This window comes from Prodigiosinella aquatilis (genome assembly GCA_030388725.1).
In the GTDB taxonomy this organism is placed as follows: Bacteria; Pseudomonadota; Gammaproteobacteria; order Enterobacterales; family Enterobacteriaceae; genus Prodigiosinella; species Prodigiosinella aquatilis.
In genome coordinates this window covers 4,266,198-4,281,937 of the sequence record CP128857.1, presented here as the reverse complement: position 1 = coordinate 4,281,937, position 15,740 = coordinate 4,266,198, and the positions used below count along the sequence as shown (strand labels likewise).

13 protein-coding genes and 1 riboswitch are annotated in these 15,740 nt (G+C 50.1%); of the genes, 5 read left to right on the top strand and 8 right to left on the bottom strand.

Features of this window, described 5'->3' with window-relative positions; translation table 11 throughout:
* Positions 1 to 68: 68 nt before the first annotated feature.
* The gene (gene pgi / locus PCO85_19925) at positions 69 to 1,721 is read right to left on the bottom strand and encodes a glucose-6-phosphate isomerase (protein WJV53401.1); all 1,653 of its coding nucleotides are present in this window, start codon (positions 1,719 to 1,721) and stop codon (positions 69 to 71) included.
* Positions 1,722 to 1,889: 168 nt separating this feature from the next.
* Positions 1,890 to 2,087: riboswitch (Lysine riboswitch) on the top strand.
* 119 nt (positions 2,088 to 2,206) lie between these two features.
* Here pgi and lysC point away from each other — a divergent pair.
* Complete coding sequence (gene lysC, locus PCO85_19920) at positions 2,207 to 3,571, top strand: lysine-sensitive aspartokinase 3 (GenBank protein WJV53400.1); 1,365 nt, start codon at positions 2,207 to 2,209, stop codon at positions 3,569 to 3,571.
* A 145-nt stretch (positions 3,572 to 3,716) separates the two neighbouring features.
* Here lysC and ruvX read toward each other — a convergent pair whose 3' ends face one another.
* The 7 genes from ruvX to metK form a co-directional block, all read right to left on the bottom strand.
* Complete coding sequence (gene ruvX, locus PCO85_19915) at positions 3,717 to 4,136, bottom strand: Holliday junction resolvase RuvX (GenBank protein ID WJV53399.1); 420 nt, start codon at positions 4,134 to 4,136, stop codon at positions 3,717 to 3,719.
* Complete coding sequence (locus tag PCO85_19910; protein WJV53398.1) at positions 4,136 to 4,699, bottom strand: YqgE/AlgH family protein; 564 nt, start codon at positions 4,697 to 4,699, stop codon at positions 4,136 to 4,138. The genes ruvX and PCO85_19910 overlap by 1 nt, the downstream gene beginning before the upstream one ends.
* A 96-nt stretch (positions 4,700 to 4,795) precedes the next feature.
* Positions 4,796 to 5,755, bottom strand: a complete 960-nt coding sequence (gshB, locus tag PCO85_19905; protein WJV53397.1) for a glutathione synthase — start codon at positions 5,753 to 5,755, stop codon at positions 4,796 to 4,798.
* An 11-nt stretch (positions 5,756 to 5,766) separates the two neighbouring features.
* A complete protein-coding gene (gene rsmE / locus PCO85_19900) occupies positions 5,767 to 6,501 on the bottom strand; it encodes a 16S rRNA (uracil(1498)-N(3))-methyltransferase (protein ID WJV53396.1) in 735 nt (244 codons plus the stop codon).
* A gap of 118 nt (positions 6,502 to 6,619) precedes the next feature.
* The gene (gene endA / locus PCO85_19895) at positions 6,620 to 7,324 is read right to left on the bottom strand and encodes a deoxyribonuclease I (protein WJV53395.1); all 705 of its coding nucleotides are present in this window, start codon (positions 7,322 to 7,324) and stop codon (positions 6,620 to 6,622) included.
* A gap of 90 nt (positions 7,325 to 7,414) precedes the next feature.
* Positions 7,415 to 7,927 (bottom strand): SprT family zinc-dependent metalloprotease, encoded by a 513-nt coding sequence (locus PCO85_19890; GenBank protein WJV53394.1) that lies wholly within the window; start codon positions 7,925 to 7,927, stop codon positions 7,415 to 7,417.
* A gap of 121 nt (positions 7,928 to 8,048) precedes the next feature.
* A complete protein-coding gene (gene metK, locus PCO85_19885; GenBank protein WJV53393.1) occupies positions 8,049 to 9,200 on the bottom strand; it encodes a methionine adenosyltransferase in 1,152 nt (383 codons plus the stop codon).
* Positions 9,201 to 9,272: 72 nt separating this feature from the next.
* On the opposite strand from metK, the gene PCO85_19880 reads away from it, so the two are divergent.
* The 4 genes from PCO85_19880 (at position 9,273) to epd (ending at position 15,687) form a co-directional block, all read left to right on the top strand.
* A complete protein-coding gene (locus tag PCO85_19880; protein ID WJV53392.1) occupies positions 9,273 to 9,542 on the top strand; it encodes a hypothetical protein in 270 nt (89 codons plus the stop codon).
* 359 nt (positions 9,543 to 9,901) lie between these two features.
* On the top strand, positions 9,902 to 11,878 hold the full coding sequence (gene speA / locus PCO85_19875) for a biosynthetic arginine decarboxylase (GenBank protein WJV53391.1): 1,977 nt from the start codon (positions 9,902 to 9,904) through the stop codon (positions 11,876 to 11,878).
* Positions 11,879 to 12,268: 390 nt separating this feature from the next.
* On the top strand, positions 12,269 to 14,263 hold the full coding sequence (gene tkt, locus PCO85_19870; protein WJV53390.1) for a transketolase: 1,995 nt from the start codon (positions 12,269 to 12,271) through the stop codon (positions 14,261 to 14,263).
* 407 nt (positions 14,264 to 14,670) lie between these two features.
* The gene (gene epd / locus PCO85_19865) at positions 14,671 to 15,687 is read left to right on the top strand and encodes an erythrose-4-phosphate dehydrogenase (GenBank protein WJV53389.1); all 1,017 of its coding nucleotides are present in this window, start codon (positions 14,671 to 14,673) and stop codon (positions 15,685 to 15,687) included.
* Positions 15,688 to 15,740: the final 53 nt, after the last annotated feature.

Here is a 15,740-nt window from a genome sequence, read left to right as displayed (position 1 = left end):
CACTTTGTTTATTTTGACTACGGGTTCACTCGATCCACATTATGGAGTGCTTCATCTTGTGGTCTAATTTATTTTCCACGCCACTGTTTGAAGCGGTTAATCAATCCATTGGTGGAGCTGTCGTGGCTACCGACGCTGCTGCCATCCTGTAATTCCGGCAAAATGCGATTGGCGAGTTGCTTCCCTAACTCCACACCCCACTGGTCGAAAGTGAAGATATTCAGGATCACACCCTGTGTGAAGATCTTGTGTTCATACAGCGCAATCAGCGCACCCAGGCTATACGGTGTCATTTCCCGTAATAGAATGGAGTTGGTCGGGCGGTTTCCTTCAAACACTTTGAATGGTGCCACATGTTCAACCTCCTTCGGCGATTTCCCCGCTGCGGCGAATTCTGCTTCCACCACGTCACGGGATTTACCAAACGCTAGTGCCTCGGTTTGGGCAAAGAAGTTCGACAACAGTTTGTTGTGGTGATCACTTAACGGATTGTGGCTGATGGCTGGCGCGATAAAGTCACAGGGAACCAGTTTAGTGCCTTGATGAATCAGCTGATAGAACGCATGCTGACCGTTGGTGCCGGGCTCGCCCCAAATTATTGGGCCAGTCTGGTAAGTTACCGGGTTGCCATTGCGGTCAACATATTTACCGTTGGATTCCATGTTGCCCTGCTGGAAGTAGGCAGCAAAGCGATGCATGTACTGATCGTACGGTAGAATTGCTTCAGTTTCCGCACCAAAAAAATTGTTGTACCAGATGCCGATCAGCGCTAGCAGTACCGGCAGGTTTTTCTCTGCGGGCGTGGTGGAAAAATGCTTATCCATGGCATGGGCGCCACTGAGCAATTTTTCGAAATTGTCAAAACCCAATGACAGTACGATGGATAAACCAATCGCCGACCACAGAGAGTAGCGGCCACCTACCCAGTCCCAGAATTCGAACATATTGTCGGTATCAATACCGAACTCACCTACTGCTTTGGCGTTGGTGGACAGTGCCACAAAATGCTTCGCCACATGTTTTTCATCTGATGCTGTTTTCAGGAACCAGTCACGGGCGCTATGGGCGTTGGTCATGGTTTCCTGCGTGGTGAAGGTTTTAGATGCGACCAGGAACAGCGTTGTTTCCGGGTTTAGTGGCTTCAGCGCCTCGGCAATATGTGTTCCGTCCACGTTGGAAACAAAATGCATATTCAGGTGATTTTTATAGGGCCTCAGCGCTTCTGTCACCATGTAAGGCCCGAGATCGGATCCGCCGATACCAATATTCACCACGTCGGTAATGGTCTTGCCGGTGTAGCCTTTCCAGTCACCGCCAATTACTCGCTCGCTGAACAACTTCATTTTTTGCAGTACAGCATTTACCTCCGGCATCACATCTTTACCATCCACCACAATCGGCGTGTTGCTACGGTTGCGCAATGCGACATGCAGTACAGCACGGTCTTCAGTTCGGTTAATCTTTTCACCGGAAAACATGGAGTTAATGGCGCCAGCCAGATCAGTTTCACGTGCCAGGGCCTGAAGTTTTTCCAGCGTTTCTTCCGTAATGCGATTTTTGGCGTAATCCACCAACATCAGGTCGTCAAATGTAGCGGAAAAGCGGGAGAAGCGGGTATCATCCTGGGCAAAAAGATCACTGATCTTGACATCCTTCATCACGGTGAAATGCTGCTGTAATGCTTGCCAGGCGGCGGTTTGAGTGGGATTGATATTTTTCATAACAACGCTCTTATCTCTGAGAATGAATCGATAATAATTTCTCGATTGTATCCCGTAAAGCCGCACTTTAGATCCCTTTTCTTGCTAAATGAAATTCCCTCACTCATTGTTGATTGACAGTGGCCGTATTACCCGTTATTTCTAAAAGCCTACTTGTGCATTGTTGTGCAAGCCAGAAGAGGAGCATCGCCCAGGTAAGGTATCGGAGGAGCCGTAATCCGCTGAAGATACTTAAGGGGGAGCGATGCCGAGACGAAATACAGTGCGGCTGTATTTTGCCGACCGCAGGGGCTGAATCCTCTGGGTTGTCACCAGCATCGTTCTGCAAGGGCAGAGCGTTTAGCAAGGTGGAGCGCTTCTGGGTGTATCGTAGCTTTTTCCTCTACGTCTGCTCCCTGTTTATCGCTCTTTCCCTGTGCCAAGGCTGATTTATGAACTGTTATTGTCAATGATGACCATAACGCCCCTGACACGAGGTTTTTTGAATGCCCTCAATAATTGATAGTTCTCTTGTTATTGCCAAATTTGGTGGTACCAGCGTCGCCGATTTTAATGCCATGAATCGCAGTGCGGATATCGTGATTTCCAACCCACAGGTGAGAGTGGTGGTCTTGTCGGCGTCAGCTGGCATCACCAATCTGCTCGTGGCGCTGGCGGAAGGTCAATCCCAGGAAGAGCGCGAGTCTTATATCGAGAAGATTCGTCAAATACAGTATGCCATTATTGACCGACTGAATAATCCGGCAGTGATTCGTGAAGAAGTCGATCGCATGCTGGATAATATCACCAGACTGTCTGAAGCTGCGGCATTGGCTACATCCAATGCGCTGACGGATGAATTGGTCAGCCATGGCGAGTTGATGTCTACCTTACTGTTCGTCGAAGTTCTGCGTGAACGTAATGTGGTTTCTGAATGGTTTGATGTGCGTAAAATCATGCGTACTGACGATCATTTTGGTCGTGCCGAACCTGATTGCACGGCACTGATGACGTTGACCCGTAGTCAGTTGATGCCGCGTCTGTCAAATGGGTTGATCATTACTCAAGGCTTTATTGGCAGTGAAGCCAAAGGACGTACCACGACACTAGGCCGTGGTGGCAGTGACTATACAGCTGCGCTGCTGGGTGAAGCACTGAATGCCAACCGTATCGATATCTGGACCGATGTTCCCGGTATTTATACCACCGACCCACGGGTAGTTCCGGCAGCGCGTCGTATTGATAAAATTACTTTTGAGGAAGCAGCGGAAATGGCAACCTTCGGTGCCAAAGTGCTGCATCCTGCTACTCTGTTGCCGGCGGTACGCAGTGACATTCCGGTTTTTGTCGGTTCCAGTAAGGAGCCGGTCGCCGGGGGTACGCTGGTCTGTAATCGAACCGACGCGCCACCATTATTTCGCGCACTGGCCTTGCGCCGTAAACAAACTCTGCTGACATTGCACAGTTTGAATATGCTACACGCACACGGCTTTTTGGCAGAAGTATTCAGTATTCTAGCCCGTCACAGCATCTCCGTGGATCTGATCACTACCTCGGAAGTCAATGTCGCTCTGACACTAGATACCACTGGTTCAACGTCAACCGGTGATAGTTTGCTGTCCAGTGCGTTACTGACTGAACTGTCTTCACTGTGTCGGGTTGAAGTGGAAGAGAATCTGTCATTGGTGGCACTGATCGGTAACAAGCTTTCACAAGCCTGTGGTGTGGGCAAAGAGGTGTTCGGTGTGTTGGAACCATTTAATATCCGGCTGATTTGCTATGGCGCCAGTACACATAATCTATGCTTCCTGGTGCCTACCGGGGATGCGGAGCAGGTGGTACAAACGCTGCATCACAATTTGTTTGAATAACAGCGGTATTCACTATTGGCTGGCTGGCAGAAATCACCTTGCCTGTGGGTGGACAAGTGGTTTCTGTCATCAGGCATGCAGAGAGGCATCCGGCCTGGGCGAAAAAATAGGGTGTAGGGTAGTGATCCTGGCGTCCCGGTGCTTGTTACACTTGCTGTCCAAACCAGCTTTCGAGAATGATGACAGCGGAAGCCGCATCTACACTGCCTTTATCCAGCGCTCGGAATCCACCTTGTTCAAATAGGCTGGATCGGGCTTCTACCGTACTCAAACGTTCATCTTGTAAGGCGATTTGCACGCCAAAGCGGCCATGCAGGCGTTGAGCAAATTTGCGTGCCCTGGCGGTTAGTGGTTGCTCGGTGCCATCCATATTCAATGGCAAACCCACTACCAGCAGATCAGGTTGCCATTCTTGCAGAAGCTTTTTCACTTGCTGCCAGTCAGGCGTGCCATCCTGTGCCTTGAAGGCGGTAAGAGGGCGGGCTGTACGGGTAATATCCTGACCAATAGCAACACCAATGCTGCGAGTGCCAAAATCAAACGCCATGATAGTGCGGTTGACCATCAGGAATGCCCTGCTTCAGCTACGATATTATGAATATCCACCCCAATTTTTTTGGCTGCTGCTCGCCAGCGTTCTGCTATTGGTGTATGGAACAGAATTTCTTTATCCGCCGGCGTGGTCAGCCAGGCATTATCCAGTAATTCGTTTTCCAACTGCCCGCCTTCCCATGCGGTATATCCGAGGGCAACCAGTGTTTCTTCTGGCTGAACGGGTGTCCCCAGGGTTTCCAGCACATCTTTTGACGTCGTGATCATTGTGTCTTCGGAAATGCCAATACTGGAAGAGAAGCCAGGACGTGGTGTATGGAGGATAAAACCGCGATCGTCAGCCAGTGGCCCGCCAGAGAACACGGGTTTGTCCAGACGAATGGACGGATCACGTGGCGTCGGTTCAATGCTCAGCTTTTTCAGCACGCTTTCCACTGTAAATTGTTCCATAGGTTTATTAATGATTAACCCCATGGCTCCATCTTCATTGTGCTCGCAAATATAAACCACCGAACGCTTAAACGTCGGGTCTTGCAGCGCAGGCATGGCAATAAGAAAATGATGCTGTAAATTCATCGTATGTACTTATCGTTTTTTGTCAGGGTTGATGTGGGTTCGCCAGCACAAAAACGGGCGAACCGAGCGGTTATGCATCATCGACTGAGAACCGGATCAGCCATGACGTTGGCTTAGCCGGCGCGCAATGGCATCCATCAGCATGCCAGTAATGGAGACATCTGGATAGGCTGTTTCAATCTCACGGGCACACGTCGGGCTGGTAACGTTAATTTCAGTCAGACGATCGCCAATGATATCCAGACCGACAAATATCAATCCTTTCTGTTTCAGTACCGGGGCGACCTTTCGTGCTATCTGCCAATCGCTTTCGCTCAGCGGACGTGCTTCACCACGGCCACCGGCAGCCAGATTGCCACGAGTTTCACCACTTTTCGGAATACGGGCCAGGCAGTAAGGCACTGGCTCGCCATCCACGACCAGCACACGCTTGTCGCCATCTTTAATGGCAGGTAGGTAGGTTTGAGCCATACAATAACGGCTACCATATTCAGTCAGGGTTTCAATGATGACCGAAATGTTAGCATCGTCTGGTTTTAAACGAAAAATAGATGTTCCACCCATCCCGTCTAGCGGTTTAAGAATGATATCGCTGTGATGTTGATGAAATTGGCGCAACTTGTCTGCACTACGGGTTACCAGTGTATCCGGTGTCAGTTCCGGGAACCAGGCGGTGAACAGCTTTTCATTACAATCACGCAGGCTCTTGGGTTTGTTGACAATCAGCGTGCCTTTCTCTTCCGCACGTTCAAGAATATAGGTAGCGTAGATAAATTCGGTATCAAACGGTGGGTCTTTACGCATTAATACCACATCCAGTTCATGCAGGGCGATATCCTGCGTGGCACCGAAATCATACCAACCATTATAGTCGTACTGGACGCTCAGAATTCGGGTGGTTGCCCGTGCTTCGCCGACGTGCAGATAGAGATCGCCCATCTCCATATAATGCAGTTCCCAGCCACGGCGCTGCGCTTCCAGCAGCATGGCAAAGCTGGTGTCTTTCTTGATATTGATGGCTGCAATCGGATCCATCACGATTCCGAGTTTGATCATTATTTTCTCCTTTACCCCAGATCGCCGAATCGTACCTGTAAGGCTGTGATTGCGGTGAGAGCTGTAGTTTCTGTACGCAGAATGCGTGGCCCCAGTAGGATATCGGTAAATCCATATTCTGCGGTCATCGCAATTTCATCGGAAGAGAGCCCACCTTCCGGACCAATCAACAACCGAACACGTTTCACGGGCAGTGGTAGTGTATTAATACTTTGCGTTGCGCGCGGATGAAGATTCAGTTTTAACGTATTGTCCTGTTCCGCGCACCAGCTTTCCAGTGGCATGGCAGGGCGAATTTCCGGAATGCGGTTTCGACCGCACTGCTCGCAGGCAGCAATAATAATTTTTTTCCACTGGGCGATCTTTTTATCCAGGCGGTCGCTATCCAGTTTGACACCACAGCGTTCGGAAAATAGTGGGGTAATAACATTGACGCCCAGCTCAATGGATTTCTGGATAGTGAACTCCATTTTCTCACCCCGGGACATCACCTGACCTAAATGCAGGTACAGTGGTGATTCACAGTCCTCCAGCCGACCTTCGGTATAGCGCACACGCACATTTTTTTTACCTGCCAGCACAATCTCAGCATCGAAAATAAAATTGCTGCCATCCAGCAGTTGTAGTGACTGACCAGGCTGCATGCGCAGAACGCGGCCAATATGGTTGGCAGCATCGTCGCTCAGTTCAGTTTCACCCCCGGTTGGTGAGAGTGTCTCCGGGTGAAAAATGCGCGGTATTCGCATTGATATCTGGCCTTAATATCGTTATTTATCTGAATGGGCAGCCGCCCCATACGCAACAAACCACCGCCAGAGTAACGGTGGTTCAGAGGACTGATAGCTATAGTAGGTAGACGGGCTATTACTGGCAAGCTTGTTGCACGTATGGGTTATGATTCCCTTGCACCTGCGCGATGCGTTTATCACGGGTACATTCCCACCCGGTTACCGGATGAAGCGTGTTCCAGGCTTCAAACAACTGGGTTTGCTGGCGGGACAGATTCAGATTATAGCGATCGCGCATATAGAAATAGGTACGGGCAATCGCTCCACGTGCACGTTCTGGTGGTTCGGCCAGATGATTTTTAAAATCCGCCTTCATTTCGCACTGGCCATACTGTTTTCCCCCGCCGTTCCACTGACCGTACATAAAGTTACCGCGGTCGCCATTCACTTCACCAATCGCCGGTTGCAGGTTGTGCAAATCGGTTTCTATCTGTCGGTAGACTGGGTCTTTATTGCAATTTTTGCGACCGCCATTTTGCCAGCATTGGCGTAGATGGCCAAACTGCCAGGCGGGGACGACGTGTTCCCATTCAATGCGGTTGGCGCGATTGGCATTTTTTCGGACCTGATAACCGCAGGATGCCAAATCTGGAATACCTTTTTTACCCTGCCAGGTAATTTTACAACCACAATAAAAGGTGCCGGGCGCATCCTGATTTATTTTCACTGCGGCAGCTTTTGCCTGAGTAAAGCTATTGATTCCCCGGCTTAGGGTGGCGGTGGAGATCAAACTTAAACCTAACAATGCGATAAAAAAATTTTGCGAAGCATGTTCCAACATAACCTTCAGACGGGAAAGTTGGCAGCGTACCGGAAGTGTTCCATGCAAGCAAATGCTAAAAAAATAGCATTAAAACCCGTAATTTTTATTTTAAAAAGGATTTGTTACGAGAGGACGTAATGTTTCGCCACAATAGCGACAGCGGTATTCCGTCTCTCCTCGTACGACCCGATTATGGCGGCGCAGCGTTAAATCGTGTTGACGGCAGGCACACTGATAAGGGAAGGTTTTCCCTTGTACGGAGGTGATTTCAAAGCGATGGGTGCGTCGGGCCGGGACGTTTAGCACCTCTTCCATCATCCAGCGCCACTCTTTACCGTGTGGCGATGTTCTGCCAAAACGGGAAAACACCAGTAAATGCGCTAGTTCGTGCGGTATTACCTCGTCAATAAAGGTTTGTTGGTTCTCCTTGAGCAGGATTGGGTTTAAGCGGATTTCCCAGGTTTTCAGCCAGGCGCTACCTGCGGTTAACCCCCGCTGGTAATAATTGACGGTTGGTTCAGGATAGTGACTATCAAGTACGGCGTTGGCGTGCCGCAGTTTCTCTCGCAGACAGCGGATTACCGCTTGCTGTAAGGCAATGGGAATGCGTGGTGTGTGCATGCGGGTAGCTTAACGTTGGCAATGACAATGCTCAAGTGTATGCCGCCCTGAAATAAGGGGGAAATAAAAAACGGCGAAGGTTATTCGCCGTTTGAAAATCATGGCAATCGCAAGGTTTTTATTACAGCCCAGCGGAATAGCGCAGTTTTTCTGCCAGATCGGTTTTTTCCCACGGGAAGTGCTCGCGGCCGAAGTGGCCGTAGGCTGCTGTTTCCTGATAGATCGGGTGCAGCAGATCCAGCATCTGAATCAGACCATATGGACGCAGATCGAAGAACTGACGTACCAATTGAGCCAGGCGGTCGGCCGAGATTTTCTCAGTACCAAAGGTTTCAATCATGATAGAGGTCGGTTCGGCTATGCCGATAGCATAGGAAATCTGGATTTCGCAACGATCAGCCAGACCGGCTGCAACGATATTCTTCGCCACATAACGGGCCGCATAGGCTGCTGAACGGTCAACCTTTGACGGATCTTTACCAGAGAACGCGCCACCACCGTGGCGAGCCGCGCCACCGTAAGTATCCACGATGATCTTACGGCCTGTCAGACCACAGTCACCCATTGGACCACCAATCACGAAACGCCCCGTCGGGTTAATGAAATATTTGGTATCGGCGGACAGCCATTCGGCTGGCAGAACGGGTTTGATGATCTCTTCCATCACTGCTTCATGCAGGTCTCTTTGGTGGATATCTTCAGAGTGTTGGGTGGAAAGTACCACTGCATCAATACCGGCGATTTTTCCGTCGTCATACAGGAAGGTTACCTGGCTTTTTGCATCCGGACGTAACCACGGCAGTGTGCCGTTTTTACGTACTTCAGACTGACGTTGAACCAGACGGTGAGCATAGGTAATTGGGGCGGGCATGAGTACGTCGGTTTCATTGGTGGCATAACCGAACATCAGCCCCTGATCACCCGCACCTTGTTCCAGTGGATTACTGCGGTCAACACCCTGATTAATATCCGGAGACTGTTTGCCAATGGCGCTCAACACCGCGCAAGAATTGGCATCAAAGCCCATTTCAGAATTAACGTAGCCGATTTCGCGTATTGTCCGACGGGTGATCTCTTCGATATCGACCCAGGCGCTGGTCGTGATTTCACCCCCGACTAGTACCATACCGGTTTTTACGTAAGTCTCACAGGCAACGCGCGCTTTCGGATCCTGCTCCAAAATAGCGTCAAGGACGGCGTCAGAAATCTGGTCGGCGATTTTATCAGGATGCCCTTCAGAGACAGACTCGGACGTAAAAAGGTGTTTAGCCATGAATTCTTTACCTTTCAAGCAAAGCCGTTAAGCAATTTATCGGTTAATCAGTATAGATGGATTAACATCTGGATGGCTATTCTAGGCCAGCTTTTGGCCCCATTACCAGCAATTTTTTGGTACGACCAGACCATTGGATTACGTCATCGACGTTTTTACGGGGAAAAGAAGAAGATATTTACCATTTTCATTTTGCTTTTCCGGTATCAGATCGGTATAAACGCGCGTGCGGTTTGTTGTCCGTGGTATGATACTTTTAACGATTTCCGTGATGGCCTGACCGCATACCTGTGCGGCGCGCGTGGAGGTGATAGGATTAATGATCCGTTGTTTGCTGAGTGAGTTGCGTTCGCAGCGCTTTCCTTTTGACGCCATGGCGTCACTGACTCAACCCTTTCTGTTATTTTCCCGAAGTTGCCTTTCCCGAAGCGCGACGCAGGACTCCCGAGCGGGCTAACCTGCATTTTCCCCGAGCAGATGAACGATAAACGTTCTTCTGGTGATAGTTTTCCTTTGGTTTTCACCGATCCGTATCTCGGAGTTCGACATCGTGTTTTACACTCATAAAGGTCATAAAACGACGGCATACTACAGCCTGTCAGGTTTCCCACTGTTAACGCAGTATGCAGTGGATGTATTGCCACTTATTTTTGCGGGCACAGAGGCGATGGTTGATAAAAAAGTAAACGAAGGTGGGTGCCATGTCTGACGATATGATTCATCCGCACTTATCGACGACGGGTAAACATGAAACTTTACGCTCTATGCAGGAGGTGGCCATGAACGATCGCGATGCCAGCGAAATGCTCCGTACCTATAATATTGCCTGGTGGGGTAATAATTACTACGACGTTAATGAGCTGGGGCATATCAGTGTTTGCCCGGATCCTGATGTTCCTGAAGCTCGCGTTGATTTGGCCGAATTGGTCAAGGAACGACAAAAAGATAACCAGCGTCTGCCAGCCTTGTTCTGTTTTCCACAGATTTTACAGCACCGGCTGCGTTCGATTAACGCAGCGTTTAAACGCGCTCGTGAATCTTTTGGTTACGAAGGTGGCTATTTTCTGGTGTATCCCATCAAGGTTAATCAGCATCGCCGAGTGATCGAGTCACTGGTGAATTCTGGCGAGCCACTGGGACTGGAGGCGGGTTCCAAAGCGGAATTAATGGCTGTATTGGGCCATGCCGGTATGACCCGCACCGTTATCGTCTGTAATGGTTACAAAGATCGCGAATATATTCGTTTGGCGCTGATCGGTGAAAAACTGGGTCATAAGATCTACCTGGTTATCGAAAAGATGTCGGAAATCAAGCTGGTGCTGGAAGAAGCCGAGCGCCTGAATGTCGTGCCACGTCTTGGTGTGCGTGCCCGTCTGGCTTCCCAGGGCTCTGGCAAATGGCAGTCCAGCGGTGGCGAGAAATCCAAGTTCGGCCTGGCGGCGATGCAGGTATTGCAACTGGTTGAAATGCTCCGGGAAGCGAACCGCCTGGATAGCCTACAACTGTTGCATTTCCATCTTGGTTCTCAGTTGTCCAACATTCGTGATATTGCCACTGGTGTCCGTGAGTCAGCGCGTTTTTATGTTGAATTGCATAAACTGGGTGTGAATATCCAGTGTTTTGATGTTGGTGGTGGTCTGGGGGTGGACTATGAAGGTACTCGTTCCCAGTCTGATTGTTCGGTGAATTATGGCTTGAATGAATATGCCAACAATGTCATCTGGGGTATCGGCGATGCCTGTAACGAATATGGTTTGCCACATCCGATGGTGATTACCGAATCCGGACGAGCGGTAACTGCACACCATACCGTCTTGGTTTCCAACATCATCGGTGTTGAACGCAACGAATTCAGTGAGCCGGAAGCTCCAGATGAAGATGCACCACGTGCGCTGGAAAGTCTGTGGTCAACCTGGAAAGAAATTACCCAGCCAGGTAATCGGCGCTCCCTGCGTGAATGGCTGCACGACAGCCAGATGGATTTGCATGACGTGCACACACAATACACGCATGGCATGTTGGATCTGACGCAGCGTGCCAAGGCAGAACAGCTTTATCTCGGTATCTGCCAGCAGATCCAGCAACGGTTGGATCCAAGTAACCGTGCACACCGTCCGGTTATTGATGAACTGCAAGAGCGCATGGCCGATAAGCTGTATGTGAACTTTTCGCTGTTCCAGTCTATGCCTGATGCCTGGGGGATCGACCAGTTGTTCCCTGTCATGCCATTGGAAGGGTTGGACAAGCCACCACAGCGTCGTGCGGTCCTGTTGGATATCACCTGTGATTCTGACGGTACTATTGATCATTATGTGGACGGTGATGGGATCGCAACCACCATGCCGATGCCACCTTATGATCCGGAAAACCCACCGCTTCTGGGCTTCTTTATGGTCGGTGCTTATCAGGAAATTTTGGGCAATATGCACAACTTGTTCGGTGATACTTCAACCGTTGACGTGTATGTATTTCCGGATGGTACGGTTGAAGTGGATGAGTCTGATGAAGGCAATACCGTGGCGGATATGCTGGAGTATGTGCAGCTCGATCCGAAAGTGCTGATGTCTCGCTTCCGTGATCAGGTGAAGGAAACCGATCTGGACCCGGATCTTCAGGCGCAGTTCCTTGCCGAGTTTGAATCCGGACTGTACGGCTATACGTATCTGGAAGATGAGTAAATTTTCGGACAGATAAAAAAGGATGCCCTGGATGCCATTGGCATCCTTTTTTTTGGATGCTCCAAAAGGTTATTGGTTCCCGACTATTTATTCTCCGATGTTTTGTATCGAAAGAGTCCAGGTACTGTATCCATCTTGATCATATTTCAGTTATTAATGCGTAAGGGACTAAGGATAAGTGACGCCTGCCCGGTGTTGAAAGATGTCACTTGCCACAAAACTGAAATGTCAGCAGGCGAATCCTGCTTTTCTGCTCACTGTTCCATGTGCAATCAATTATGTTTTCATGTACATTTGTAGCTATCTTTTCTTTGTCTTTCCTGGCTAACACGTTGATTAATCTATCGTATGTCTGGCAAGACATTCGTTCAATCCGATCTGGAGTAAAGCATGTCCTCTCGTAAAGAACTTGCCAATGCTATCCGTGCACTGAGCATGGATGGCGTGCAAAAGGCCAAATCCGGTCATCCTGGTGCCCCAATGGGCATGGCGGATATCGCCGAAGTCCTGTGGCGTGATTACCTGAGCCACAACCCTTCCAATCCGCATTGGGCTAACCGCGACCGCTTTGTGCTGTCTAACGGTCATGCTTCCATGCTGATTTATAGCCTGTTGCACCTTACTGGCTATGACCTGCCGATTGAAGAGTTGAAAAATTTCCGTCAGCTTCACTCCAAAACACCGGGTCACCCGGAAGTGGGCCACACGGTAGGCGTGGAAACTACCACCGGTCCGTTGGGGCAGGGGATTGCCAACGCCGTAGGGATGGCGATCGCCGAGCGCACCATGGCGGCGCAGTTCAACCGTCCTGGCCATGAGATTGTCGATCACCACACCTATGTCTTCATGGGTGATGGCTGCATGATGGAAGGGATCTCCCACGAAGTCTGCTCGCTGGCGGGTACGCTGAAGCTGGGTAAGCTGGTGGCATTCTATGATGACAACGGTATTTCTATTGACGGTCACGTTGATGGCTGGTTCACCGACGATACGGCAGCCCGTTTTGAATCCTACGACTGGCACGTGATCCGTGGTATCGATGGTCACGATGCAGAGGCTATCAAGCGCGCTATTGTTGAAGCACAACAGGTTTCTGATAAACCGTCGCTGTTGATGTGCAAAACCGTGATTGGTTTCGGTTCGCCAAACAAGGCCGGTACTCATGATTCACACGGTGCGCCGCTGGGCGATGCTGAAGTGGCCGCGACCCGCGAACAACTGGGCTGGAAATACGGACCGTTTGAAATTCCGGCAGAAATGTATGCCGAATGGGATGCGCGTGAAGCGGGTCAGTGTAAAGAGTCTGCCTGGAATAAGGCGTTTGACGCTTATGCCCGTGCTTATCCTGATCTGGCAGCCGAATTTACCCGCCGAATGAACGGTGAACTGCCGGCGAACTGGCAGGCAGAATCAGCGAAAGTGGTTGAACAGTGGCAGGCGAATCCTGCCAAGATTGCCAGCCGTAAAGCCTCACAGAATGCACTGGAAGCGTATGGAAAACTGTTGCCGGAATTCCTGGGGGGCTCTGCCGATTTGGCCCCGAGCAACCTGACCATCTGGTCTGGTTCGAAAGCGTTGAATGAAGATGCAGCCGGTAACTACATCCACTATGGCGTGCGCGAATTTGGTATGACCGCGATTGCTAACGGCATCTCGCTGCACGGTGGTTTTGTGCCGTATACCGCGACGTTCCTGATGTTTGTGGAATACGCCCGCAATGCGGTGCGTATGGCGGCGCTGATGAAAATACGCAGCATCTATGTGTATACCCATGATTCGATTGGTCTGGGTGAAGATGGACCGACGCATCAGCCGGTAGAGCAACTGGCCAGTTTGCGGGTGACGCCGAACATGAGTACCTGGCGGCCGGCAGACCAGGTAGAAACTGCGGTAGCCTGGAAATATGCCATTGAACGTAAAGATGGCCCGACAGCCTTGATTCTGTCTCGTCAGAATCTTGTTCAGCAGGAACGTTCGGCACAGCAGTTGGCCGATGTGGCGAAAGGGGCTTACGTGCTGAAAGACAGTAATGGTCAGCCGGACGTCATCCTGATAGCCACCGGTTCAGAAGTTGACCTGGCGGTCTGTGCGTATAAGAAACTGACGGAAGAGGGCATCAAGGCCCGCGTGGTATCGATGCCCTCTACGGATGCGTTTGACAAGCAGGATGCGGCCTACCGTGAAGCGGTGCTGCCGAAAGGGGTGTCGGCGCGAGTGGCGATTGAAGCGGGGATTGCGGATTACTGGTACAAGTATGTGGGTCTGAACGGCGCGATAGTGGGAATGACGAGCTTCGGTGAATCAGCCCCGGCCGAACTGCTGTTTGAAGAGTTTGGTTTCACCACTGAGAACGTGGTTGCCAAAGCGAAGGCGCTGTTGAAGTAATTCCGATGTGTTGTTCCTGTCATGCTTGCTTGTGCGGGCATGACAGGTGAGTGTTTGCCGTCTGTTTATCTGTTATCTGAGACCGGAGTGCTCCGGTCTTTTTTTATTCTGTCTGATCGCATTATTTTTCAGTTTGCAGCTCTCTGTGGCAAAGTGTGCGATTATTTTTTGACATGTGTCACTCTTCTGGAACAGTTAGGTTGGGAATATTCCCTTTGCCTATTAATTCGTTTATGCTAGCTGAAGCGTTTCAGTTATCGATTTTACGGCCATCACAGTGAGGATTGATCCCCAGGATCAAATGACGGTCAGTGGAGATCGACGCATAACGTAATCAACGGTTTATTCCTGATGGCGTACTGATTATTCTATAAGAATGGCAGGTTTATCATTACTCAGGGAATTCCATGACAATCCGTATTGCGATAAACGGTTTTGGCCGGGTTGGCCGTAGTGTATTACGGGCGTTGTATGAATCAGGACGTCGGGCCGAAATCACCGTAGTGGCGATAAATGAACTGGCAGATGCGGCGGGGATCGCCCATTTACTCAAATATGATACCAGTCATGGTCGTTTTGCGTGGGATGTCCGTCAGGAGTGTGATCAGTTGTATGTCGGGGACGATACTATCCGATTACTGCATCAGCCCGATATTCAGGACTTGCCCTGGAAAGAATTAGGGGTAGACATCGTTTTGGATTGCAGCGGTGTGTATGGTAGTCGGGCGGACGGCGAAGCCCATCTGGCCGCCGGCGCCAGGAAAGTCCTGTTTTCACATCCGGGCGCTGCGGATTTGGATGCGACGATCGTGTTTGGCGTCAATCATCAGGAACTAAAGGCAGAACACCGTCTGGTTTCCAATGCGTCCTGTACCACTAACTGCATCATCCCCATAATCAAGCTGCTGGATGATGCTTTCGGTATTGAAAGTGGTACTGTGACAACGATCCACTCTTCGATGAATGACCAGCCAGTGATTGATGCTTATCATCGTGATTTGCGTCGTACACGGGCCGCCAGTCAGTCAATCATCCCGGTGGATACTAAACTGGCGATAGGAATTACGCGTTTTTTTCCGAAATTTATGGATCGCTTTGAAGCGATTTCAGTGCGAGTGCCGACGATCAACGTTACCGCGATCGATTTAAGTGTTAGCGTGAAACGTGTAGTAAATGTTAATGAAATCAATGCTATTTTGCAAAAATCAGCGTGTAGTACATTTCGTGGTATAGTTGACTATACAGAATTGCCGCTGGTTTCTGCTGATTTTAACCACGATCCGCACAGCGCAATTGTTGACGGTACACAGACCCGGGTTAGTGGGCAGCATCTGATTAAAACACTGGTCTGGTGCGATAACGAATGGGGTTTTGCCAACCGGATGTTGGATACAACACGGGCGATGGCAACCTGCGGTTTCTAGTACGTGATATCGGGAAATCTGGTATCTCGCTCAAGCAACTTTAGAGAGAATCA

Excerpts from the sequence above, each read along its gene's own strand:
- lysC (WJV53400.1), top strand. The coding sequence starts at position 2,207 with ATGCCCTCAATAATTGATAGTTCTCTTGTTATTGCCAAATTTGGTGGT.
- tkt (WJV53390.1), top strand. The coding sequence starts at position 12,269 with ATGTCCTCTCGTAAAGAACTTGCCAATGCTATCCGTGCACTGAGCATG.
- epd (WJV53389.1), top strand. The coding sequence starts at position 14,671 with ATGACAATCCGTATTGCGATAAACGGTTTTGGCCGGGTTGGCCGTAGT.
- PCO85_19890 (WJV53394.1), bottom strand. The coding sequence starts at position 7,927 with ATGCACACACCACGCATTCCCATTGCCTTACAGCAAGCGGTAATCCGC.
- PCO85_19910 (WJV53398.1), bottom strand. The coding sequence starts at position 4,699 with ATGAATTTACAGCATCATTTTCTTATTGCCATGCCTGCGCTGCAAGAC.
- ruvX (WJV53399.1), bottom strand. The coding sequence starts at position 4,136 with ATGGTCAACCGCACTATCATGGCGTTTGATTTTGGCACTCGCAGCATT.
- metK (WJV53393.1), bottom strand. The coding sequence starts at position 9,200 with ATGGCTAAACACCTTTTTACGTCCGAGTCTGTCTCTGAAGGGCATCCT.
- gshB (WJV53397.1), bottom strand. The coding sequence starts at position 5,755 with ATGATCAAACTCGGAATCGTGATGGATCCGATTGCAGCCATCAATATC.
- pgi (WJV53401.1), bottom strand. The coding sequence starts at position 1,721 with ATGAAAAATATCAATCCCACTCAAACCGCCGCCTGGCAAGCATTACAG.
- speA (WJV53391.1), top strand. The coding sequence starts at position 9,902 with ATGTCTGACGATATGATTCATCCGCACTTATCGACGACGGGTAAACAT.
- rsmE (WJV53396.1), bottom strand. The coding sequence starts at position 6,501 with ATGCGAATACCGCGCATTTTTCACCCGGAGACACTCTCACCAACCGGG.
- PCO85_19880 (WJV53392.1), top strand. The coding sequence starts at position 9,273 with ATGGCTATTCTAGGCCAGCTTTTGGCCCCATTACCAGCAATTTTTTGG.
- endA (WJV53395.1), bottom strand. The coding sequence starts at position 7,324 with ATGTTGGAACATGCTTCGCAAAATTTTTTTATCGCATTGTTAGGTTTA.